The organism is Bordetella sp. FB-8, from assembly GCF_000382185.1.
Classification (GTDB): Bacteria; Pseudomonadota; Gammaproteobacteria; order Burkholderiales; family Burkholderiaceae_B; genus Bordetella.
In genome coordinates this window covers 3012696-3033916 of sequence record NZ_KB907784.1, presented here as the reverse complement: position 1 = coordinate 3033916, position 21221 = coordinate 3012696, and the positions used below count along the sequence as shown (strand labels likewise).

The following is a 21221-nucleotide window of genomic DNA, read 5'->3' as shown; positions in this document are numbered from 1 at the left end:
CAATCGACCAGCTGTTACATACCTCGGCCGCCGGCGCGGCTATGATAGTTTCAGTCAATACGCATCGAAGGAGGAACCCGCATGGATATTTCCGCCAGCGCCATGGTCAATACGGCCTTGAACATGCAGTCGTCCAGCACGAGCGAGGCAGTGGGTACGCTCATGCTGCGCAAGAGCCTGAATACGGCGACCGACGAGATCAACCAACTTATGCAATCCGTTGCGCCACAGGTGGCGACTTCGGGCACTCTGGGTACGCAGGTCAACACCTACGCCTGATTTCCCCCAGCCTGCCAATACAAAAAAAGCGATGCCTGCGGGCATCGCTTTTTCATTGGTCTGGCCGGTTACCTCGACGATGTGGAAAACATTCCCTTGCGCAGGCGTTCGCGATGGAACTCTTCGTCAAATAGCTGCAACGACGGCTTGATCAGATCACTGCGCGCAACCAGGCCTATCAGCCGGCGCGATTGCGCGTCCTGCACCACCGGCAGGCGCTCCACTGCGTGTACAGCCAGACGCGTAGCGACGATGCGACAAGTTTCGTCCGGCAAGGCCACCAGCGGGACATGGGCTCCGAACAGTTCGGCGATCGTGGCCACATTGTTGGCCTGCCCAGCCAGGAGCGCCTCGCGGTCGAGCATGCCAACCAGAATGCCGTCGCGCACCACGGGAAAAGCGCGATGATTCTGCAAGGGGCCGAAATGGTCCTGCAGCACCTGGGCCACCGAATCCGTCGCTTGGATGGTCCGTACCTGCCGCGTCATGACCTCCCGCACGCAATGACGCTCGAGCGGATCGACCGTGTATTCGCGATAGATATGAAAGCCTCGACGCGCAATTTTCTCGGTCAGGATCGAACGCGGCATGGTCAGAACGACAAAGCCATACGACACGATCGAGGCCAGCATGACCGGCAGGAAAGCATTGGCGCTGTGCGTCAGGCCGAAGGCGAAAACGATAGCGGTGAGCGGCGCGCCCAGCACGCCGGACAGCGTGGCAGCCATGCAGACCAGCGGCCACAGGCCCGAGTCTGCGCCCGGCAGAACCGGGCCGAGCACCACGCCCAGGCCCGCGCCCAGCATCAGAAGGGGAGCCAGCACCCCACCCGACGTGCCCGAACCCAACGCCACCACCCAGATGATGGCCTTGACGATCAAGATCGCCAGCACCACGCCTATGGCCAGATGATTGTGCAGCAAATCGCCGATAACATCGTAGCCCACTCCCAGCGCGCGCGGCTGGAGGTAGCCGCCCAGGCCCACCGCCAGGCCGCCGATGGCCGGCCACCACATCCAGTGCACATGCAGGTGCTCGAACATTTCCTCGACTTTGTAAAGCGCCATAGACAGCGAGCGCGCCATCACGCCACACAGCAGGCCCGCCAAAATGCAGGAGATCAGCGCGGGCAAAGTCACAGGGGCTGTATCCACGGGAAACAACGGGCCGGTGCCCATGAACGTGCCGCGCAGAAAGGCAGCCACGGCGCAGGCCACTGCCACGGGCAGCATGCTGCGCGGCCGCCATTCGAAAAGCAGCAATTCGACCGCCAGGAGCAAGGCCGCCACCGGTGTACCGAAAACCGCCGTCATGCCGGCCGCGGCCCCCGCCACCAGCAGCGTCTTGCGTTCGGCTGACGTCAGCTTCACGAACTGGGCCAGCAACGAGCCGATGGCTCCGCCCGTCATGATGATGGGGCCTTCGGCGCCGAACGGCCCGCCGCTGCCGATGACGATGCCCGAGGACAGGGGCTTGAGCACCGCCACCCTGGACGACACCCGGCTCCTGGAGAACAGAATGGCCTCGATGGCTTCCGGAATACCATGACCGCGGATCTTGTCCGAGCCGAAACGCGCCATCAGACCGACGATCAGCCCGCCGACGGCAGGGACGATGATCACCTTCCACCCCAGCGTGTTCTGCGCCGGCGAGTGATTGGCCAGTGAGAAAGTTTGAAAGAAGAACAGGTTGGTGAAAAAGTAGATCAGGTCCAGCAGCAACGCTGCCGCCACCGTGGCCAACACGGCGATGACGCAGGCTATTGCGATGATCCGGAACAAGGTGGTGTCGGTCGCGAAGTCGCGCCGACCGTCTAGGGTACTCATGGGTTTCACTTGGCGCGGGGAGTTTTGAAGGCGCGGCCGAAGGCGGACAGCTCGCTCTGGTGCTGCGCAGCAAGACGCGCCACGAGTTGATCGCCCTGCCCAGTCAGATGGACTTGCACCTGGCGCGCGTCGGCGCCGCTCGGGCGCCGCACCACCAGGCCGGCCGCTTCGCAGCGCGAAACCAGGGCCACTGTACCGTGCGGGGCGGCCTGCAGCCGTACCGCCAATTCGCCTACGGTGGCCCAGTCACGGCCGGGATAGCCCTTGATGTGCAGCATCAGCAGATATTGCAGCGGCGTGATGCCCTGGGCATGGACCAGGTCTTCGGAAACGCGCAGGAAGCGGCGCAGGTGATAGCGGAAATCGGACAAGGTCTCGAAGTCCTGCTTGTCCAGCATGGGAGCGGGCGACTCGTTTTGGGCCGAGTGGTCTGGCGATTTCATTTTTATATCATAACATGATATATTTTCATCATTATTGCACCATCGCTCTGGATGGCGTCGGCAAGGCGGCTTCCTCCCGTTCACCCTGCCGTACTCGTCAGCGCGCAGGCAATTTTCCCCGCACAGCCGATACAGCCTGCCGTTTCCCGGCTGAGCGCCCAGGAAAACGCATACGGGGTATCGAGGCTTTGCCAAGATGTGGATCTCGCCGGACCTGTACCTGGACGAAATGGCGCGGTGGCGGCTGTTCTTTTTCGGCAACGATGGCGGTACGGACAACTGTCGCCGGGCCGCCGGCTGCGAACCGCAGGCCTTCAACCTGGCTTGGTGAATCCTGAAAAACCCGCTGTGGTCTGACGCATACGCTGCGGATTGCGTAGGCTCACCGGCTACGCCGGCTACGCCGGCTACGGCGCGCGGCAAAGACGGCATGATCGAACCCGCCGATGCCAACGCCCCCTATCCGTAAGGACCCTGATACTTTTGAAGGCGGCAAGACCGTAACATCGAGTCCCCTACACCCTACGGAATTCAAGCCATGAAACGCCTTGCCCTTGCTGCCTGCGCCAGCGTCCTGGCGCTATCCCAGTCGCCGGCCATGGCGCAGCCCGCGCCTGCCCCGGCCGCCGCGCCTGTCGCCGCACCCACATCCACGCTGGACAAGGTCATGCAAAGCCACGTGCTGCGCGTGTGCACACCGGGCGACTACAAGCCTTTCAGTTTCATGACCTCCCCCGGACAGTTCGAAGGCCTGGACATCGATCTGATGGGGTCCCTGGCCGCCGCTCTGGGCGCCAAGCCGCAGTTCGTCAAGACCACCTGGGCCAATCTGCTGTCCGACTTCGCCGCAGGCAAGTGCGACGTCGCGGCGGGTGGCATTTCGATCTCGCTGCCGCGCCAGGAGCACGTGTATTTCAGCAAGGGCTACATGGTCAACGGCAAGACGCCCATCACGCTGTGCAAGAACGTCAAGAAATACCAGACCATCGCACAAATCAACAAGCCCATGGTGCGCGTCATCTACAACCCGGGCGGCAGCAACGAGACCTTTGCCAAGACCAAGCTGCCCAACGCCAAGCTCATCCAGAACAAGGACAATCTCACTATATTCGACGAAATCCTCAAAGGCCATGCCGATGTGTTCGTGACCGAAGGCGCCGAGGCCATCGTGCAGAGCAAGCTGCATCCCGGCCTGTGCGCAGTCAATCCGACCAAGCCGCTGCAATACGGCGAAATGGGCTATATGCTGCCCAGCGGCGACGAGGTATTCAAGCGCTTCGTCGATCAATGGCTGCATCTGGCAAAGGCCAGCGGCGAATACGCGCAGATTAGCAGCAAGTGGCTGGGCAAGTAGAAGCAGCCTAGATAGGCGCCGGCGGACTTCATTTCTGAACGCTGGCGCCCGTTCATATCTCGACGCGCGCGCCCAGCTCGATAACGCGATTCGAGTTCAACTTGAAATAAGCCGAGACATTGCCGATATTGTGCGCCATGACGGCATACAGGCGCTCGCGCCAAACCGCCATACCCTTGCATCCCGTCGCCACTACAGTCGCATGGCTGAGGAAATAGGACACCTCGGCCGGCTCGATCATCAGCCCCATCTCTGCACAATCGAGCAAGGCCTGAGGCAGGCTGGTGACGTCCTTGAAACCATAGGCCACGATGACGCGATAGCAGTTGTGCCCGAGCACCGTGATCGCCACGCGATCTTCTTCCGGCACGTAGGGCACATCCAGGCTGGTCACGTGCACGAACAAGGCACGCTCGTGCAGTACATGATTGTGTTCCAGATTATTGACCAGCGCGTGCGGCACCCCGTCGGGGTCGATGTTCAGGAATACCGCGGTGCCGGGGACGCGGATCGTTTTCCTGGCGAACAGATCGTCCAGATACTGCTCCAGCGGTACCGTGCCCGCATGGCTGCGGGCCTCTTGCACCATCAGCTCGCGGCCACGGTGCCATGTGCACATCACGGTGAACATAATCGCGCCAAGCAGCAGCGGAAACCAGCCGCCTTCCAAGAATTTGAGCAGGTTGGCCGAAAAGAACGCCGCATCGATCACGAGGAAGAAACAGGTGGGCAGTACGGACAGCAGCCAGTTGTAGTGCCACGCGTAGCGCACCACATAGAAAGTCAGTACGGTAGTGATCATCATCGTGCCGGTCACGGCGATGCCGTAGGCCGACCCCAGCGCCGTCGACGATCCGAAGCCCAGCACCGCGCCGATCACCGCGATCAACAGCAGCCAGTTGACCGCGGGAATGTAGATCTGGCCGATCTCGCGCTCGGACGTATAGACGATACCCATGCGCGGCATGAAACCCAGCTGCATCGCCTGTTTGGTCATCGAGAACGCGCCGCTGATGACCGCCTGCGAAGCGATCACGGTCGCCACCGTAGCCAGCGCCACCATGGGAAACAGCGCCACGCCGGGGAAAAGATGGAAGAACGGATTGCTCACCGTCTCCGGGTCGACCAGCAGCAGCGCGCCCTGCCCAAGATAATTGAGCGCCAGCGCCGGCAACGCCAGCAGGAACCAGGACAGGCGGATGGGCTGCGCGCCGAAGTGCCCCATATCGGCGTACAGCGCCTCGGCGCCGGTCAAAGCCAGCACCACCGAACCGAGCGAGACAAACGCGAGCCAGCCGTTGCGCTGCAGAAATTCCAGGCCTACGAGCGGATTGAAGGCAAGCAGGATGTCGGGCGAGCGGCCAATATTCATCAGACCCGCCACTGCGATCACCACGAACCAAAGCACCATCACAGGCCCGAATACCGCGCCGATGCCCGCCGTGCCGCGGCGCTGCACGAGAAACAGCGCAATCAGCACCGCGAGCGCAATCGGCACCACGAAGGCCTTGAGTCCCGGGGCCGCCACCTCCAGGCCCTCTACCGCGCCGAGCACCGAAATGGCCGGGGTGATGACACCGTCGCCATAGAAAAGCGCCGCGCCGAACACACCGATCAGCAGCAGGCCGTTGCGCAGCCGCGGCCGCCGCGCCACCGAACTGGCGGCCAGCGCCAGCAAGGCCATGATGCCGCCCTCGCCGTGGTTATGAGCGCGCATGATCAGCGTGACGTATTTGAGCGATACGACGACCACGAGCGCCCAGACGATCAGCGACACGATGCCCAATACATTGGCGCGGTCGGCCGACAGGCCGTGGCTCGGGTCGAACACCGTGCTCATTGTGTAAAGCGGGCTGGTGCCGATGTCGCCGAAAACGATGCCGATGGCGGCCAGCGCGAGCTTGCGCATCGATCCGTGGCAGGCGGGCCGATCGCTCGCGCTGCGGGCTTGCCGACCTGCGTGGGATTTCATATGCGTCCCTTTCTTTGATTGCGCCGCCTCACGGCGACAGCGTACAGAAAAAATGAGACGCTTCTCGATGCGGGTTTACGTGTATTCCCGCCAACATGTTCATTTCGGTTTTCGATGGATGTCGTGCGTGACGAACCCCGAGTCGTTCTCGGGCAGCGCCAGGCCATTCTTGACCGCCAGCGTCTTGCGGATGTCCGCCAGGCCTGCAGCCCAGTGGTCGCGCATCGTCGACAGGCCGAACTGGTAATCCTTGTAGTTCTGTTCGTAGGCCTTTTGCTGGTAGATCAGATGCTGCACATTGTATTTCTTGCTGCACGCCATCTCCTGGGCCTGGTGGCACCACGGGTCGGACTTGCGCCGTGCCTGCGGAATCTGTTCGAGCAGTCGGTGCAGCACTGTGCGGTATTTCTGCTCGCGCTGCATCGTATCGGTGATCTGGCGCGTGCGGCTCGAATACTGGACATCTTTCTGGCGCTCGGCGACTTCGGCCATGGAATGCGGCAGCGGCCCGCGCGCGCTCCACAGATCCACCTGGAAGGCCAGCGTGTCGCGGCGCGGCTGGGCAGTCAGCACTTCCTGCAGCGGCGTGTTCGACACCAGGCCGCCATCCCAGTAGTACTCGCCGTCGATCTCGATGGGCGCAAACGCGGGCGGCAACGCACCGGAGGCCATGAAATGCTCGGGCCGCAGCCGGGTGTCCGCATTGTCGAAACACACCAGGTTGCCGGTGCCGACGTTGACCGCATCGACCGAGACGCGCATCTGGCCCGAATTGATGCGATCGAAATCGCAGAACTCGAGCAGCGTGTCGCGCAGCGGCGTCGTGTCATACCAGCTGACTTTATCCGGATGATTCGCAACGCCCGGCAGGGGCGGCGGAAAGCGCGGCACGAAGAAGCCGTTCTGCCCCTGCAGCATTGCGCTGGCGGCCTGCGTCGCGGTGAACAGCGTGCGGAACTGGTCGATGCTGTTGTCGAACAGCGCCATCTCGAACAGCGCCGGCAAACCCGGAATGGCCGCCGGCTGGCAGATCCGTTCCCAGAACGCACGCAGCCGTTCGACGCGATGCTCCGGCGCATTGCCGGCGATCAACGCGGTATTGAACGCGCCGATGGATATGCCCGCAACCCAGTTCAGGGGAATGCCCGCCTCGTGCAGTCCCTCGAACACGCCGGCCTGGTACGAACCGAGCGCTCCGCCGCCCTGCAACACGAGCGCGATGGTTTCGTAGGGCGGCGCGGCGGGATCGACGACTGCGGCGCTCTTGCGGCGTGCCGTCGTCATTGCATGTACCAGCCGTGGCTGACGACGAAAGACTGTCCGGTCAGCGCGGCGCTGGGGAACGTGGCGAGAAACACCGCGGTCTGCGCGATGTCCTGCACGGTCGTGAAAACGCCGTCGACCGTCTCGCCCAGCATCACTTTCTTGATTACATCTTCCTCGCTGATGCCGAGCTCCTTGGCCTGCTCCGGAATCTGCTTGTCGACCAGCGGCGTTCGCACGAAACCCGGACAAATGACATGCGAACGCACATTGTGCTTGGCACCTTCTTTGGCCAGCACGCGCGCCAGGCCGAGCAATGCGTGCTTGGCGGCCACATAGGCTGACTTGAGCGGCGACGCCTCGTGCGAGTGCACCGAGCCCATGTAGATCACCACGCCGCCGCGATCGCCCTTGTACATGTGCTTGAGCGCGGCCTTGGTCGTCAGGAATGCGCCATCGACGTGGATGGCCTGCATTTTCTTCCAGTCGGCGAAAGCGAAGTTCTCGATCGGGTTGATGATCTGGATGCCCGCGTTCGACACCAGGATGTCGACCGAGCCGAACGCCGCGGCGACCGAATCGATGCCGGCGTTGACCGCGTCTTCGTTGGTCACGTCCATCGCGACGCCCATCGCCTTGCCGCCCGCCTGCTTGATCTGGTCCGCGACGGCGTTGGCCCCGTCAAGGTTCAGGTCCGCGATTGCGACCGCTGCGCCGGCCTTGGCGAATTCAAGGGCGATTTCCTTGCCAATGCCACTTGCGGCGCCTGTAACGATTGCAGTTTTACCGGACAGATTGCTCATTCGGATCTCCTTCATGCGTGAAGGCACTTGGCGGCCCGCTTGGGCCGCCAAGTGCCGTGGGTCTAGAGGTACGCCTACATCCTATGCCAGATTCAAAACCCATGCAGGCACAATGCAATTTTCTGAAATGTTGCGCAACGCAAGTTTTCAGGATGATGACTCTGGACACGAGATCGGACCGACTTGCTCCAGATCAAATTCGCTCAAGCCGCAAGCGCATAGCATGTTCACATGCTTACCCTGCGCTGCACGGCAACCGTGGCGCCCCGGCTCTTTGCGCGCTGCGTCGCGAAGCGGAACCACCGACATGACAACCCCTTCCAAGAAGAAAAAACTCGCGGCGGCGCCTGCCTGCACCTGCGCCACGACCGGCGCACCCAACCTGTTCCGCGCGCTCGACCATGCCAAGGAAGCCTGGATCGCCCAGCTGACGAACGGGCTATCGCCGGCATCGATGGGCCTGGCGTTGGCCGACTGGCTGATCCATCTATCCATGGCGCCCGGCAAACAGCTCGAACTGGGCACGCTTGCGCTGCAGAGCACCTGGGAAATGAGCCGCGATCTTCAGGATGCATTGCAGAACCCCGGCTCGACTCCTCTGTCGGCGCCCTGGCCCGGCGACAGCCGCTTTCGCGACGCGGGATGGCAGGAAGAACCCTACCGCTTCTACCAGCAGGCGTTCATGCATGCCCAGCAGTGGTGGGAAGCGGCCACCAGCGGCGTGCCGGGCACCACACCGCACCATGAAGACGTAGTGGCCTTCTGCGCGCGCCAATGGCTCGACATGTGCGCACCGGCCAACTTTCTTCCCACCAATCCTCAGGTCGTGCGGCGTACCGTGGAAACGCTGGGTATGAATCTGGTGCAGGGCACGATGAACGCGCTCGATGACATGCACCGGCAAAGCGTCGCGGCGCCTGCCGCGGGCGTGGAGAAATTCAAAGTCGGCATCGACGTGGCCGTCACGCCAGGAAAAGTGGTTTTCCGCAACCATCTGATCGAGCTGATCCAGTATGGGCCTTCCACTGCCGAGGTCGCCGCCGAGCCTGTTCTGATCGTCCCGGCCTGGATTATGAAGTACTACATCCTGGATCTGTCGCCCCACAATTCGCTGGTGCGCTATCTGGTCGGGCAAGGCTACACCGTGTTCTGCATTTCGTGGCGCAACGTCACGGCCGAGGACCGCGACCTGGGACTGGACGATTATCGCCGCCTCGGCGTGGTGGCCGCGCTCGACGCGATCGCCGCCATTACGCCCGGGCGCCGCGTGCATGCAAGCGGATATTGCTTGGGCGGCACATTGCTCTCGATCGCCGCCGCCGCGCTGGAAGGCGCAGGCCAAGACCGCTTGGCGTCGATCACGCTTTTTGCCGCACAAACCGATTTCAGCGAACCGGGCGAACTGCAGCTTTTTATCGACGACAGCGAAGTGTATTTCCTGGAAAGCCTGATGTGGGCGCAAGGCTATCTGATGGCCAAACAGATGTCGGGGGCATTCCAGATGCTGCAGTCCAAGGATCTCATCTGGTCCCAGGCAATCCGCAGCTACATGCTGGGCGAGCGCGTACAGCCGTCAGACCTCATGGCCTGGAATGCCGATTCGACCCGCATGCCGTACCGCATGCATTCCGAATACCTGCGCCAGCTGTTCCTGAACAACGATCTGTCCAACGGCCGCTTCAATGTCGAAGGCCGGCCCCTCTCGCTGCGCAATATCGGTGTCCCGCTGTTCGTGGTCGGAACCGAGAGTGATCACATTGCGCCCTGGAAATCGGTCTACAAGATTCACCAGCTGTGCGACACCGACGTCACCTTCGTTCTGACCAGCGGCGGACACAACGCCGGCATCGTCAGCGAGCCCGGCCATCCCGGCCGCCATTTCAGGATCAAGCGTACGGGCTCCGAAGATCTGCGCATCGGTCCCGACGAGTGGGCCGCCGCGGCCAAAATGTGCGACGGCTCGTGGTGGCCCGAATGGATCCGCTGGCTCAAGGCCCACGGCAGCCCGAAGCGGGTCGCCCCACCGCGTCTCGGGCCGCCCGGCTCCGACCCAGCCACGTTCGACGAAGCGCCAGGCCACTATGTACGTCGCTGATACGCACGTCTGGCCACAGCGACAACGTCGGCGCGACTCGCAAGGGCGATAAACATTGATCTGCATCAGACAGTCGGGGCAATCGGCGCCCATACTGAATGAATACGTCGACGCAACAACCCACCCAGAAACGTCCCGAGGAGTCACCATCATGGCAGACGAATACACCGACGGCGGCGCCCGCGACCTGACGTTCGCCCTTGTGCGCCACAACGCCGCGTTGGCGCTCGACATCGCCGGACTCTCATATGAAAATCGCCTGCGCCTGCAGCAGTTGGACGAGCATGCACTGGAAGAGGTGGGCCGCCTGATGCGCGAAACGGCGCAAGGCATACGACAGGCGACCGGCCAGTCCGACATGGCCACGCTGCTCAACTCATTTTCGAGCGCGCAATTTCGCATCACCGCCCAACTCTGGACACACTGGCTCGAAGCGATCGCCAGCAATCAACAAGCACTGGGCACTTACGCGGCCAAGGCCTGTACGGATTGGGCCCACGACCTGCATCAATCCACTCCCAACCCTCTGCCGGGAACCGGCATGGATGCCTATTGGGCAAACGCGTATGCCAATTTCAGCCGGATCTTCCAGACCCTGAGCCAGACCTCGGGCGCATCGCCCGATGGTCGAGAAAAGCCATCTCGTCGCTGAACCAAGTAATGTAAGGCGCAATGGGCTGCCTTAACGACGTATCGTTGACCGATCCAAAATTATCGGCCGCGCGCCACGCTGGGTGATATGCAATACGCTTTGGCAAAGTCTCGCGAAAAAGCGCTCAGACTTGAGTAGCCACACCGAGCGGCGACGGCCGAAATCGATACCGAACGGTCCGCCTCATCCAAGAGTTCCTTGGCGCGCATCAAACGGATTTTTCTGGCGAAATCCATCGGCGTGTACCCACGAAACGCTCTGAAGGTCCGAAACAAAGAACGAACGCTTGCGCCGGAAACTGCGGCGAGGATCTCGTAATCCAAAGCCTCGTCCCAATGGGCTTCGATATATTCCTCAACAGCCCTGACTTGGCGCGGTGCCAACGTCGGCGGTTTCGTCTCAAACAATCGGGTGCTGCCGCGCAGCGGACCATCCAAAAGAAGGGTGATCATCGCCTGCTCGATTTCGCTGCATAGCACAGAGGATGAGGGTAGGTTCGTCGCATCGGCGAAACTTCCTATCAGGTTTCGCAACAAACGCCCTTGCAATGTCGACAGGTCGAATTCGGGACTGAATTTCAGCTTCGCAGTCAACGGGTTTCCGGTCAGTGCGGCTAGCTTTCCCCATATCGCGCTCTGGGGCACCCGCCAGACGAACTGGCAAAAATCCGGCTGGAAGCGAATGCTGGCGGCTGCGCTCGAAATGCAGGCTGCGTCGCCCGTCACGATGCTCTGGGTCTGACCGACCGTGGTCACCGCGGCACCTTTCAGCGGGACTTGAATGCGAAGGTAGTCAGACTCGGGAAAGGAGAGTTCAACCAGAGTGCCGTAGTCACAGAACCAGAGCTCGGATGCCGCCGCTTTTGTCATTCTGGCGCAAGAGGCGATCCCTCCGGCACCGGTGTGGACGTCAAGCAGCTGGGCGCGAAGATGATCGCGAACCGCAATGCCCAGTTCGTCCACAGAACGGGCATCAAACAACGTTGGAATAGCCTTATGCGGCATTGGGCTCAGTTTTTCAGAACTTTGTACCCAACAATGAGCACTACGGCTCCAAATAATGGCACGGAGTGCCAAACGTGGCAATCCTTGTCAAGCCCAGCCCATCAATAAAAGTAAAGTGAGGTCCCTCACCGTTCGGTGGCACCGGGCTTGAAGACCAAAAGTCAATTTAACGGCTTTCGGACAAGCTTCCTTGCTCGAACGGCGAGAGTTAATTTACGCGATGATTCTCTGAGACTCTCTTCGTTTCATTCCCATTGCCAAAGAGCAGAATAGACATGAATTCAAACAGCTGACGCATTAGCCAGGCTGCTTTTAATTACTAATTCATTGGCGGGAATCGAAAAAACAAAAGTACAAATATAAGCAATATGAAAAAAATATTTTCCTTCAAAAACCATTCGATTTCCAACAAATTGGCTAGCTTGACTGTGAGTGCGTTGATCGGCATCGCGTTGATGGCTTTCATGGGTTTGGTATCCGAACACACCATGCTCAAGCGCGAACGCGAACACGCAATTAGCCAGATTACCGATGTTGCCTACAGCCTTGCACAGCACTACAGAAAAATGGCCGAAGATGGCACGCTTACCGACGCCGAGGCACGCAATCGCGCGATCGACGCAATACGGGCATTGCGATACGACAACGGCGCCGGCTACATCTTCATTATCGACGACTCGGCGCATGCCATCATGCACCCGATCGAGCCGAAACTCGATGGAAAAGATCTGTCGGGTATTGCAGATAAAAACGGCGTGCATCCTTTCAGCGCACTAGCTCATGTGGGCCGCACCCAGGGCGAAGGATACGTGGCCTATCTATGGCCCAAGCCGGGGAAAGAGAATCCGGTTGGGAAGGAAAGCTATGCCAAACGCTTTGCGCCGTGGGGATGGGTGATCTGCACCGGGGTGTATTTGGATACGGTCGATACCTTGGTTGAACAGCGCGCGGCCGCAATTGGGACCGCGTCATTGGCGCTGGCTATCATATTGCTATGGTTGGGCGTGCTGATAAGGCGATCGGTGACAATACCTCTCAAACGCGCCCTGGACATCGCCCGTACCGTCGCCTCTGGCGATTTAACCAGTAATTTTGACGCAGATGGCAGCGACGAGACCGCCCAGTTGCTCTGGGCGTTGCAGGAAATGAACGATAGCCTGTCCGGCATTATTGGCAGGGTGCGTGGCAGCACTGAATCGATTGCTGCGGCATCGGAGCAGCTGGCCGCCGGGAATATGAATCTGTCCTCGCGCACCGAGCAACAAGCAAGCGCATTGGAACAGACTGCGGCATCGATGGAACAACTTACCAGCACCGTTGCGCAAAATTCTGAAAATGCGCGGCAAGCCAATCATTTGGCCGACGAAGCATCGGTCGTGGCAAGAAACGGTGGCGTCGTCGTGTCCAAAGTCGTTCAGACCATGAGTGAAATCAACACATCGTCACGGCGGATTTTCGACATTATCAGTGTGATAGATGGCATTGCTTTTCAAACCAATATACTTGCCTTGAATGCTGCTGTCGAAGCCGCCAGGGCTGGCGAGCAAGGACGCGGATTTGCCGTCGTGGCGACCGAAGTGCGGCAACTGGCGCAGCGTTCTGCGTCCGCAGCGAAGGAAATCAAGCAGCTTATCGAAGATTCGGTTTCCAAAGTGGACGCCGGCACGCGTCTTGTCGACGATGCTGGCGTGACCATGGGACAAGTGGTGGAAAGCATTCACCGAGTCTCGGTTCTGATGAAGGACATAAGCCAAGCGGGCGAACAGCAAACCTCGGGTATCCAGCAGGTCAACGTGGCAATCACCCAATTGGATCAATCGACTCAGCAAAACGCTGCGCTGGTCGAAGAAGCGGCGGCGGCAGCCGCGTCGTTGCGCGAGCAGACCGACAAATTGGATGAAGCCGTGAAAATATTCAAATTGGATTTTCAGCCGCGCCATCACGATAGCGCGCGCGCCGCAAGCTGGATTTCCGCTCCGGCTCTTATCGAGGCTGCCTACTGAAACTCGGACAAGCTAATTGAAGTGAAAAAAAAAGGATCAAGGCACTGCTCGCCTTGATCCATTTGCCGGATTGCGCGAAAGCGTTCGAAAAAAGCGCCCTCGATCATCCGGGCATCCAATAAACCAACACCTAACTGGCCAGATAGTCGTGAACGACCTCGCCTAGCCCGAGCGTCAGATCGGCGACCAGATGGCGCGCCTCGACGATTTCCAGCACCGGCAGATCGGCCACGGGCGCCAGCGCATGCGGTTCGAGCTGCAACGAGGCGGGGCCGGCCCACGCACCTTTCATCACGATGTCCTTCAGGTAGTAGCGAACCAGCTCACAGATGCGGGGCGAACCGTCGACGTGCGGGATGATCTTGAGCAGGAAATTCGGCCCCGAAAGCCGCTTCTGCTGCTCGGCGATATCGAGTTCCCGATGCTTGTAGCCCATCGTTCCGGTCGCGACGCGCACCTTGCCATAGTCGAGGGTACCAAGCAGGTGATCGGTGTCGACATGCAGCGTCGGCGAAGCGAGCTTCTTGGGAAAGCCCCATAACTCCCGGCCGCCCGCGATCGGCGGATGATCGTCCAGGTACATGGCCAGCGTATAGCCTCCCGCCTGACCTTCGAACTCGACCGGAATCACCTGACCGGTCTCGGTATAGTCGCCAAAGCCGGTGGAATCGGCCATGCGGATGAACTCATAGTGGACCAGGGGTTCGACAATCTTCAGCGGCTCGGGTACGACCTCGCGCAATCGATCCGGATCCGTCCGGTACGTGATGATCATGAATTCGCGATCGATGAAGCGGTATGGCCCCATCGGAAATGCGGGACTGGTAAGCGGCATGGCAAATGCCTTGGCCCGGACGTCACTCTGCTTCATGCGGAACTCTCCTTTGGACGCGATCATGCGTCGCAGCCTCTATCCTAATACCGCATTCGCGGTCAGCCTCCCATATTGCAATTTCTTGAAACGATATGACCGCCCATCATATGTGGGGACATCATTGCAAAGGCATATATTCCGGCGCGCATGAAGGAATCACGAAACAATCGTTTGCTTTGACTATCGGCTCACCTACAGTTCGAGCCTATGCACAACATCGCGTTCGTTATTGCCGGCTTTGGCGTGGGACTGATCGTGGGCCTGACGGGCGTGGGCGGCGGCTCACTGATGACGCCGGTGCTCGTCGTCGTCTTCGGCATGAAGCCATACCTTGCCGTAGGCACGGACCTGCTTTTTGCCGCTTGCACCAAGCTGGGCGGCACGGTGAGCCTCGCACGCCAGGGCCTGGTGCCATGGCCTGTGGTGGCGCGGTTATGCGCGGGCAGCGTCCCGGCGGCGCTTGTCTCCCTTTGGGTGCTGCATCGCATGGGACCCAATAGCGTCGCCGCGCAACACATCATGACGACCGCGCTGGGTGGCGCGTTGCTGCTGACGGCGATTGCCACCTTCTATAAGGCGATTGCGTTTTCCAGGCATGCAAAGCCGCGCCGGCCCGAACCCGCGACGCCCCAGGAGACCGTATCCGCGATGCGCGCGCGCCACGGGAGTCTGCCCGTGCTGCTGGGCGCCGCGATCGGCACGCTGGTCACCTTCACCTCCGTTGGCGCGGGCGCGATCGGGGTGACGGTGCTGCTGTTGATATTTCCGCTGCTGCCGCTGCCGCGCATCATTGCCGCGGATATCGCCTACGCCGTGCCACTCACATTCGTGGCGGGACTGGGGCACGCAACCCTGGGCACCGTGAACTGGCCCGTGCTGGCTCTGCTCCTTGTGGGCTCGCTACCGGGCATCTGGCTGGGTTCGCGCCTGGTCGCGCGCGCCCACGAACGCTTGATCCGCGCCGGACTGTCGGTACTGCTCGTGCTGGCCGGCGCCAAACTGATTTCAATTTAGGCACCTCCATGGAAACGCAAAGTCTGATTGCACGGCCCCATGCGCCCACCAGGGCGCCGGACTTGTACGCGCGCGCCAGCGCGCACTACGCCGATAAGCTGGCGGCGACCAAGGCGCTGCTGCACCAGGCGGCCGAGCACGGCCAAGCGCCGGGCCAGGTCGTGCAGGCTTCCAGCCTGGGCGCCGAAGACGTGGTCATTACTCATCTCATCAATGCGCTCACGCTCGACATTTCCGTCTTCGTGCTGGAAACCGGGGCGCTACATCACGAGACGCTGGCGCTGCTCGAGCGCACGCAGGCGCGGGCCACTGCGCGCACCCCTGTCCACGTGTACCGCCCAGCCGCCGAATCGGTAGTGCATTTCATCCGCGATCACGGGCAGAACGCCATGTACCGCGACATCGACCTGCGCAAGGCTTGCTGCAACATCCGCAAGATGGAGCCGCTGGCACGTGCGCTGACGGGCAAAAGCGGCTGGATCACCGGATTGCGCCGCGAGCAGTCCAACGCCCGCGCCGACGTGCCCGCCGTCGATGCCAGCGAAGTTCAGACCAAGGGTTTGACCAAGTTCAATCCGCTGGCCGACTGGACCTGGGGCGACGTGTGGCACTACATCGCTGCCCAGAACGTGGACTACAACCCACTGCACGACCGGTTCTTTCCCAGCATAGGCTGCGCGCCCTGCACGCGCGCCATCAGTGTAGGCGAGGATTTCCGCTCGGGACGCTGGTGGTGGGAAAGCGAAGCCGCCAAGGAATGCGGCCTGCACGTCAGAAATTAACAGGAATCGAAACATGAACGCCCGAGTAAGTCTGCCCGTGCTGAGTCGCCTCAGCAACCGCCACCTGGACGCCCTGGAGGAAGAAACCATCTTCATCTTGCGTGAAGTGGCCGCCGCCTTCGAGCGCCCCGCCCTGCTGTTCTCCGGCGGCAAGGATTCCCTGGTCATGCTCAAGTGCGCCGAGAAAGCCTTTGGCGCGGACCGCATCCCCTATCCGCTGCTCATGATCGACACGGGGCACAACTTTGCCGAAGTCACCGCGTTTCGCGATCTGCGCGCCAGGGAACTGGGCGCGCAGCTCATCGTGCGCAGCGTGGAAGATTCGATGGCGCGCGGCACCGTGCGCCTGGCTCACCCCGGCGAGCCGCGCAATGCGCACCAGTCGGTGACCTTGCTTGAGGCCATCGAGGAATTCCGCTTCGATGCCTTGATCGGCGGCGCGCGCCGCGACGAGGAAAAGGCGCGCGCCAAGGAGCGCATCTTCAGCCACCGCGACAATTTCGGCCAATGGCAGCCCAAGGCGCAGCGGCCCGAACTCTGGACACTGTTCAATACCCGCATCGCGCCCGGCGAGCATTTTCGCGTCTTCCCCATCAGCAACTGGACGGAGCTGGACGTGTGGCAATACATAGAGCGCGAGAACATCGTCTTGCCCTCGCTCTACTACACCCATGCGCGACAGGTCGTCGAACGCAAAGGCTTGCTGGTACCTGTGACCGAACTGACGCCGCCGCGTGAAGGCGAGTCCGTCGTCACGCGTGACGTGCGCTTTCGCACGGTGGGCGACATCACCTGCACCTGCCCCGTGCCCAGTCTGGCCGCCACGGCAGGCGACATCGTGATCGAAACACTGGCCGCCGAAGTCAGCGAGCGCGGCGCCACGCGCATGGACGACAAAACCAGCGACGCGTCGATGGAAAAACGCAAGAAAGACGGTTACTTCTGATGAACACAACGAATTCGACTCCAGCCCGCTCGAAGGCCGCACCGGTCGCACCTACGCCGTTCGCGGCCCGGCCGTATGCGGACAGTTCCGATCATGAATCGGCCCTGAGTTTCATCACTTGCGGCAGCGTGGACGACGGCAAAAGCACGCTCATCGGGCGCCTGCTCGTGGACAGCCGCGCCGTCCTGCAGGACCACCTGGCCGGCGTGCAGCGCTCGGGCGAAACCGACCTTGCACTGCTGACCGACGGCCTTTCGGCCGAGCGCGAGCAGGGCATCACCATCGACGTGGCCTATCGCTACTTCGCGACCGAGACACGCAAGTTCATCATCGGCGACGCCCCCGGCCACGAACAATACACACGCAATATGGTCACCGCCGCCTCGCAGGCCGACGCCGCCGTGGTGCTAGTGGACGCGACCAAGCTGGACTGGCGCAACCCCGATCTGACCCTGCTGCCGCAAACGCGCCGCCACAGCCTGCTGGCGCATCTGCTGCGCGTGCATACGCTGGTGTTCGCCGTCAATAAACTGGACGCGGTGCAGGACCCGGCCATTGCCTTCAGCCACATCCGCGAGCGGATCGAAGTTTTTGCGCAGGAGGCAGGCATCCGCGCGCAGGCCATCGTCCCCGTCTCGGCCTTGAAAGGCTGGAACGTGGTGGACGCCCGCCCAGGCTGGTGCGGCTACGAGGGAATGAGCCTGCTGCAGATCCTGGAGCGTCTGCCCAACACGCCGCCCGACGCCGACCTGCCGCCAGCCCTGCCCGTGCAATGGGTGGAAAAGTCGTCGGCCTCGGCCGACACCCGCCAGGGGCGGCGCATCTTCTGGGGCCGGGTCGCCGCGGGCAGCTTCGCACCCGGCACCGCGGTGCAGGTGTTTCCCAGCGGACAGCCCGCCACCGTGGCCCAGGTGCTGGACCATGCGCGCCGCCCAGCGGACGTCACCACAGGCCAGAGCGCGGGCATCGTCCTGGATCGCGAAGTGGACGTCTCGCGTGGAGACTGGCTGGTGGCGGCCCCCTTGGCGGCCACGGCAGGCAAAGACGATTTCGACGCGCCCGCGGCAGAGCCGGCCTGGCCCGGACGGCGCGAGCTGCGCGCCACCGTGGCCTGGATGGACGACGAACCCCTGGTACCCGGCCGCGTGTATTGGGCCTTGCACGGCCACCGCTGGATCAAGGCCAAGGTGCGCCGCGTGGTGCATCACCTGAATATCCACACGCTGGCTGAAGAAGAGGACGCCGCCGAGCTGGCACCCAATGCCATCGGCCGCGTAGAGCTGGTGCTGCAGGAACCCCTGCCGGCCGCGCCGTTCGAACGCTCCCGGGTGCTCGGTTCGCTCATCCTCGTCGATACGGCCAGCCACAAAACCGCGGGCGCCGTCCTGGTCCATGCCTGACGCGCTGCGGGACAATGAATTCAACAAAATGTAATCTACCTTGGTTTACTTTCTGATCTGCCCCCTTGATGACACCCCAGTAAAATAATGGGGACTTATCGTCATGGCAAAGGATTTTTACCGAATGGGAGACTACTCTTGAAGAACAAATCACTTTTCGCCATCGCCGCCCCCCTGGTCGCCGGCCTGGCGCTTTCCATGAATGTCACGGCCGCCTCGGCCGCCGGCAAGACGTCCATCGTCGTCGGCGCCGACACCACCTTCCCGCCGTTCGAGACCGAAGTCGACGGCAAGGTCACCGGCTTTGACATCGACATGATCCGCGCCATCGCCAAGGCCGAGGGCCTGACGCTGACGATCAAGACGCTGCCCTTCAGCGGCCTGATCCCGAGCCTGCAGGCCGGATCGATCGACGCCGCGGTGGCCGGCATCACGATCAAGACCAGCCGCATGCACAGCGTCGACTTCAGCGACGCGTACTACAAGTCGGGCCTGTCGGTCCTGGTCATGAAAGACTCCAAGATCACCGGCTTCGGCGACCTGAAGGGCCACGTGGTTGCCACCAAGAAAGCCACGTCGTCGGTCGACTACATGACCTCCCACGGTATCGATCCCCAGTACATCAAACAGTTCCAAGACATCGACAGCGCCTACCAGGCTCTGGAGACCGACGGCGCCGACGCTGTGGTCTTCGACAACCCGGTCAACGTCAATTTCAAGACGCAGCATCCGAATGTCAAGACCGTCGGCGCTCTGCTGACCGGCGAATACTACGGTATCGCCGTGAGCAAGAAGGATCCCGGCCTGGCCGCCAAGATCAACGACGGCCTGGCCAAGATCAAGAAGAACGGCCAATACCAGCAACTGTTCGTCAAGTACTTCGGCGGCGACAGCAGCGGCGCGGTCAATGGCGTGGAAAAACCGGCGGACGTGGCGGTGAAAGACTGAGCTTTCATTCGTCCACGCAGTCTGGGTAAAGTGGAAAACGCGCGGTGCGGACCAGCATTGCGCGTTTTCTCTTTGCCCGGCGGCCTTCGCGACCGATGGCGTCAATCAAGATAATTACAGAAAGACCATAGGGCAAAGCTCATGCATGTAATCTGGCAAAACCTGCCGGTCATCCTGGACGGCCTGCGCCTGACGATCCAGTACGCGATCGTGGCCATCGTCCTCATGGTGATCATCGGCCTGATCGCGGCGCTGATGCGCCTGTCGCGTTTCAGCCTGCTGAGGTGGCTCTCCTCGGCCTACGTGGAGATCTTCCGCTCCACTCCGCTGCTGGTGCAGCTTTTCTTCATCGTGCTGGGCTTGCCGGCCATCCTGCCGGTCAACGCCTGGTTCGGCCAGCTGATGTACCCGATCCTGGCCGCGGCGTTTACGCTCAGCCTGAACGAAGGGGCATACGTGACCGAAATCGTGCGCGCCGGCATTCTGGGAGTGGACCGCGGCCAGAAAGAAGCGGCCGCGAGCATCGGCATGAACGGCATCCAGACCATGCTCTATATCGTGCTGCCGCAGGCGTTCAAGCGGATGATCCCGCCGCTGGTCAACCAGGCCGCGCAAACCGTCAAGGACACCTCGCTGCTCGCCCCGGTGGGTATCATCGAGCTGGTCTACAAGGGCGAGATCGTGATCGCGGCCACCTTCGAGTCGTTCAAGATCTGGGGCCTGATCGCCGTCCTGTACTTCATCATCATTTTCTCCGTGTCCAAGTGCGCGTCTTATCTGGAGAGGAGGCTGCAAGTTGATAAGCGTTAAAAATCTCCATAAATCCTATGGCGAAAGCGAGATTCTCAAAGGCATCGACAACCACGTCGAGCCGCGTGAAGTCGTCGTCGTCATCGGTCCGTCCGGCAGCGGCAAAAGCACTTTCCTGCGCTGCCTGAACGGCCTGGAAGAAGTCACCAGCGGCGAAATCGAAATCGCCGGCATGAAACTGACCGACCCCAAGACCAACATCCACAAGCTGCGCCAGCACGTGGGCATGGTGTTCCAGCAGTTCAATCTGTTCAAGAACCTGAACATTCTGGAAAACATCACGATCGGCCCGCGCAAGGTCAAGAAGATGCCGGTGCAAGAGGCCAACAAGATCGCGCGCGAACTGCTGGCCAAGGTTGGCCTGTCAAACAAGGAAAGCAGCTTTCCCGACCAGCTTTCCGGCGGGCAGCAGCAGCGCGTGGCGATCGCCCGCGCGCTGGCCATGCAGCCCGACGTGATGCTGTTCGACGAGCCGACTTCCGCGCTCGACCCTGAAATGGTTGGCGAAGTGCTGCAGGTCATGAAGGACCTGGCGCACGAAGGCATGACCATGGTGGTCGTCACCCACGAGATGGGCTTTGCTCGCGAAGTGGGGCACCGCGTCATCTTCATGGACGGCGGCTACATTGTCGAGGAAGGCAAGCCGCAGGACATCTTCTCGAATCCTCAGGCCGATCGCACCAAGAACTTCCTGGCCAAGATCCTGTAAATCAGGCGGGTGCGTCTTCGCGGGAGGCGTGCCCCCCGCGAAGA

General features: G+C 61.4%; 19 protein-coding genes and 1 pseudogene. 13 read left to right on the top strand and 7 right to left on the bottom strand.

Annotated features, from left to right (window positions below):
* The first annotated feature begins 81 nt into the window (after positions 1–81).
* On the top strand, positions 82–279 hold the full coding sequence (locus H143_RS0114485; RefSeq protein ID WP_019938974.1) for a putative motility protein: 198 nt from the start codon (positions 82–84) through the stop codon (positions 277–279).
* Positions 280–347: 68 nt separating this feature from the next.
* Here H143_RS0114485 and H143_RS0114480 read toward each other — a convergent pair whose 3' ends face one another.
* Both H143_RS0114480 and H143_RS0114475 read right to left on the bottom strand, forming a co-directional pair.
* Positions 348–2105, bottom strand: a complete 1758-nt coding sequence (locus H143_RS0114480; protein ID WP_019938973.1) for a chloride channel protein — start codon at positions 2103–2105, stop codon at positions 348–350.
* Positions 2106–2110: 5 nt separating this feature from the next.
* Positions 2111–2548 carry a MarR family winged helix-turn-helix transcriptional regulator gene (locus tag H143_RS0114475; RefSeq protein ID WP_019938972.1) on the bottom strand — a complete coding sequence of 146 codons (438 nt, stop codon included), beginning with the start codon at positions 2546–2548 and terminating at the stop codon, positions 2111–2113.
* Between the two features lie 196 nt (positions 2549–2744).
* On the opposite strand from H143_RS0114475, the gene H143_RS23150 reads away from it, so the two are divergent.
* Both H143_RS23150 and H143_RS0114465 read left to right on the top strand, forming a co-directional pair.
* Positions 2745–2879 (top strand): hypothetical protein, encoded by a 135-nt coding sequence (locus tag H143_RS23150; protein WP_019938971.1) that lies wholly within the window; start codon positions 2745–2747, stop codon positions 2877–2879.
* A gap of 207 nt (positions 2880–3086) precedes the next feature.
* Positions 3087–3902 (top strand): transporter substrate-binding domain-containing protein, encoded by an 816-nt coding sequence (locus H143_RS0114465; protein ID WP_019938970.1) that lies wholly within the window; start codon positions 3087–3089, stop codon positions 3900–3902.
* A 52-nt stretch (positions 3903–3954) separates the two neighbouring features.
* On the opposite strand, the gene H143_RS0114460 is transcribed toward H143_RS0114465, so the two are convergent.
* The 3 genes and pseudogenes from H143_RS0114460 to H143_RS0114450 form a co-directional block, all read right to left on the bottom strand.
* A complete protein-coding gene (locus H143_RS0114460) occupies positions 3955–5811 on the bottom strand; it encodes a potassium transporter Kup (RefSeq protein ID WP_019938969.1) in 1857 nt (618 codons plus the stop codon).
* A 162-nt stretch (positions 5812–5973) separates the two neighbouring features.
* Positions 5974–7107, bottom strand: a pseudogene (locus H143_RS0114455) (DUF3734 domain-containing protein); the annotation flags it as partial.
* 47 nt (positions 7108–7154) lie between these two features.
* The gene (locus H143_RS0114450; protein ID WP_019938967.1) at positions 7155–7940 is read right to left on the bottom strand and encodes a 3-hydroxybutyrate dehydrogenase; all 786 of its coding nucleotides are present in this window, start codon (positions 7938–7940) and stop codon (positions 7155–7157) included.
* Between the two features lie 307 nt (positions 7941–8247).
* Here H143_RS0114450 and H143_RS21425 point away from each other — a divergent pair, with 307 nt between their 5' ends.
* Positions 8248–10035, top strand: a complete 1788-nt coding sequence (locus tag H143_RS21425) for an alpha/beta hydrolase (protein WP_019938966.1) — start codon at positions 8248–8250, stop codon at positions 10033–10035.
* Between the two features lie 151 nt (positions 10036–10186).
* On the top strand, positions 10187–10687 hold the full coding sequence (locus H143_RS0114440; protein ID WP_019938965.1) for a hypothetical protein: 501 nt from the start codon (positions 10187–10189) through the stop codon (positions 10685–10687).
* A 59-nt stretch (positions 10688–10746) separates the two neighbouring features.
* Here the strand turns inward: H143_RS0114440 and H143_RS21685 are convergent, their stop codons facing one another.
* Positions 10747–11763 carry a helix-turn-helix transcriptional regulator gene (locus H143_RS21685; protein WP_231378508.1) on the bottom strand — a complete coding sequence of 339 codons (1017 nt, stop codon included), beginning with the start codon at positions 11761–11763 and terminating at the stop codon, positions 10747–10749.
* 296 nt (positions 11764–12059) lie between these two features.
* Here H143_RS21685 and H143_RS0114430 point away from each other — a divergent pair, with 296 nt between their 5' ends.
* Entirely contained in the window at positions 12060–13694 is a 1635-nt protein-coding gene (locus tag H143_RS0114430) for a methyl-accepting chemotaxis protein (RefSeq protein WP_019938963.1), read from the top strand.
* Between the two features lie 130 nt (positions 13695–13824).
* Here the strand turns inward: H143_RS0114430 and H143_RS0114420 are convergent, their stop codons facing one another.
* A complete protein-coding gene (locus H143_RS0114420) occupies positions 13825–14565 on the bottom strand; it encodes an acetoacetate decarboxylase (protein ID WP_019938961.1) in 741 nt (246 codons plus the stop codon).
* 210 nt (positions 14566–14775) lie between these two features.
* On the opposite strand from H143_RS0114420, the gene H143_RS0114415 reads away from it, so the two are divergent.
* The 7 genes from H143_RS0114415 to H143_RS0114385 all read left to right on the top strand — a co-directional run bounded on the left by H143_RS0114415 (position 14776) and on the right by H143_RS0114385 (position 21177).
* A complete protein-coding gene (locus H143_RS0114415; RefSeq protein ID WP_019938960.1) occupies positions 14776–15582 on the top strand; it encodes a sulfite exporter TauE/SafE family protein in 807 nt (268 codons plus the stop codon).
* 8 nt (positions 15583–15590) lie between these two features.
* A complete protein-coding gene (locus H143_RS0114410) occupies positions 15591–16364 on the top strand; it encodes a phosphoadenylyl-sulfate reductase (protein WP_019938959.1) in 774 nt (257 codons plus the stop codon).
* Between the two features lie 13 nt (positions 16365–16377).
* Positions 16378–17310: a sulfate adenylyltransferase subunit CysD gene (cysD, locus tag H143_RS0114405; protein WP_019938958.1), complete on the top strand. Its 933-nt coding sequence runs from the start codon at positions 16378–16380 to the stop codon at positions 17308–17310.
* Positions 17310–18710, top strand: coding sequence for a sulfate adenylyltransferase subunit 1 (locus H143_RS0114400; RefSeq protein ID WP_019938957.1), 1401 nt, complete (start codon positions 17310–17312; stop codon positions 18708–18710). Before cysD ends, H143_RS0114400 begins: the two co-directional genes overlap by 1 nt.
* Before the next feature lie 138 nt (positions 18711–18848).
* The gene (locus tag H143_RS20775) at positions 18849–19658 is read left to right on the top strand and encodes a transporter substrate-binding domain-containing protein (RefSeq protein ID WP_019938956.1); all 810 of its coding nucleotides are present in this window, start codon (positions 18849–18851) and stop codon (positions 19656–19658) included.
* Positions 19659–19799: 141 nt separating this feature from the next.
* On the top strand, positions 19800–20468 hold the full coding sequence (locus H143_RS0114390; RefSeq protein ID WP_019938955.1) for an amino acid ABC transporter permease: 669 nt from the start codon (positions 19800–19802) through the stop codon (positions 20466–20468).
* Positions 20455–21177, top strand: a complete 723-nt coding sequence (locus H143_RS0114385; protein ID WP_019938954.1) for an amino acid ABC transporter ATP-binding protein — start codon at positions 20455–20457, stop codon at positions 21175–21177. The genes H143_RS0114390 and H143_RS0114385 overlap by 14 nt, the downstream gene beginning before the upstream one ends.
* Positions 21178–21221: the final 44 nt, after the last annotated feature.

What these genes read in the sequence shown, in the direction of transcription:
- H143_RS0114450 (WP_019938967.1), bottom strand. Translation starts at nt 7,940, where the DNA reads ATGAGCAATCTGTCCGGTAAAACTGCAATCGTTACAGGCGCCGCAAGT.
- H143_RS0114415 (WP_019938960.1), top strand. Translation starts at nt 14,776, where the DNA reads ATGCACAACATCGCGTTCGTTATTGCCGGCTTTGGCGTGGGACTGATC.
- H143_RS0114465 (WP_019938970.1), top strand. Translation starts at nt 3,087, where the DNA reads ATGAAACGCCTTGCCCTTGCTGCCTGCGCCAGCGTCCTGGCGCTATCC.
- H143_RS0114400 (WP_019938957.1), top strand. Translation starts at nt 17,310, where the DNA reads ATGAACACAACGAATTCGACTCCAGCCCGCTCGAAGGCCGCACCGGTC.
- H143_RS0114480 (WP_019938973.1), bottom strand. Translation starts at nt 2,105, where the DNA reads ATGAGTACCCTAGACGGTCGGCGCGACTTCGCGACCGACACCACCTTG.
- H143_RS0114460 (WP_019938969.1), bottom strand. Translation starts at nt 5,811, where the DNA reads ATGCGCAAGCTCGCGCTGGCCGCCATCGGCATCGTTTTCGGCGACATC.
- H143_RS0114420 (WP_019938961.1), bottom strand. Translation starts at nt 14,565, where the DNA reads ATGAAGCAGAGTGACGTCCGGGCCAAGGCATTTGCCATGCCGCTTACC.
- H143_RS0114475 (WP_019938972.1), bottom strand. Translation starts at nt 2,548, where the DNA reads ATGAAATCGCCAGACCACTCGGCCCAAAACGAGTCGCCCGCTCCCATG.
- H143_RS0114390 (WP_019938955.1), top strand. Translation starts at nt 19,800, where the DNA reads ATGCATGTAATCTGGCAAAACCTGCCGGTCATCCTGGACGGCCTGCGC.
- H143_RS0114430 (WP_019938963.1), top strand. Translation starts at nt 12,060, where the DNA reads ATGAAAAAAATATTTTCCTTCAAAAACCATTCGATTTCCAACAAATTG.
- H143_RS21425 (WP_019938966.1), top strand. Translation starts at nt 8,248, where the DNA reads ATGACAACCCCTTCCAAGAAGAAAAAACTCGCGGCGGCGCCTGCCTGC.
- cysD (WP_019938958.1), top strand. Translation starts at nt 16,378, where the DNA reads ATGAACGCCCGAGTAAGTCTGCCCGTGCTGAGTCGCCTCAGCAACCGC.
- H143_RS0114440 (WP_019938965.1), top strand. Translation starts at nt 10,187, where the DNA reads ATGGCAGACGAATACACCGACGGCGGCGCCCGCGACCTGACGTTCGCC.
- H143_RS23150 (WP_019938971.1), top strand. Translation starts at nt 2,745, where the DNA reads ATGTGGATCTCGCCGGACCTGTACCTGGACGAAATGGCGCGGTGGCGG.
- H143_RS0114410 (WP_019938959.1), top strand. Translation starts at nt 15,591, where the DNA reads ATGGAAACGCAAAGTCTGATTGCACGGCCCCATGCGCCCACCAGGGCG.
- H143_RS0114485 (WP_019938974.1), top strand. Translation starts at nt 82, where the DNA reads ATGGATATTTCCGCCAGCGCCATGGTCAATACGGCCTTGAACATGCAG.